The sequence below is a fragment of the Mesorhizobium sp. M7A.F.Ca.US.005.03.2.1 genome (assembly GCF_003997795.1).
Lineage (GTDB): Bacteria > Pseudomonadota > Alphaproteobacteria > Rhizobiales > Rhizobiaceae > Mesorhizobium > Mesorhizobium ciceri.
The window spans coordinates 1-652 of sequence record NZ_RZRP01001498.1 but is presented as its reverse complement, the minus strand read 5'-3'; the positions used below and the strand labels follow the sequence as shown (position 1 = coordinate 652).

Annotated in this window: 1 protein-coding gene; it reads right to left on the bottom strand. The window is 64.0% G+C overall.

Translation table 11 applies throughout. The annotated features are described in order from the left end of the window. Positions 1–171 precede the first annotated feature (171 nt). Positions 172–652, bottom strand: a 481-nt coding sequence (locus tag EN991_RS38715) for a DsbE family thiol:disulfide interchange protein (RefSeq protein WP_164769787.1), incomplete at its 5' end; no start/stop codon positions are given.

Sequence of the window (652 nt, the reverse complement as noted above, 5' to 3'; positions counted from 1 at the left end):
GATCTACGGCTGATCTCAAGCCCGATAAGACGCGCCGCCAAGGTGCGTTGAGATTCAGGTCAGGCCGAGTCGAAAACGGTGGTTTCCGAGAACCGGAGCGGAGCGTACTTTTGGTACGCGAGCACCGGACGCGCAGGAAGCCGCTGTTTGCAGGCCGGCATCACCTGAATATCAACGCGCCGCCAGTGCCTTGTCGATCTGCGGCAACAGCAACGCCTGCACCGTCTCGGGCGTCAGCGGGCCGACATGTTTGTAGGCGATCTTGCCGTCCTTGCCGATGACGAAAGTTTCCGGCACGCCGTAGACGCCCCAGTCGATCGCCGCGCGGCCCGCTTCGTCGACCCCTATCGCCTGGAACGGATTGCCGAGATCGCCGAGGAACCGGCGTGCGTTTTCGGGCCGGTCCTTGTAGTTCAGCGCTGCCATGGTGAAACGCTTATCCTGCGACAACGCCAGAAGCACCGGGTGCTCTTCGCGGCATGGCGCGCACCACGACGCGAAGACGTTGACCAATGTGACCTTGCCGGCGAAGGTTTTCGAATCGAGCCCCGGCAGGTTTGAGCCCTCCAGCGCCGGCAGGCTGGTTTGCGGCGCAGGCAGGCCGATCAGGGCCGACGGCACTTCCGAAGCATCGCGCCCCGACAGCAGCTGC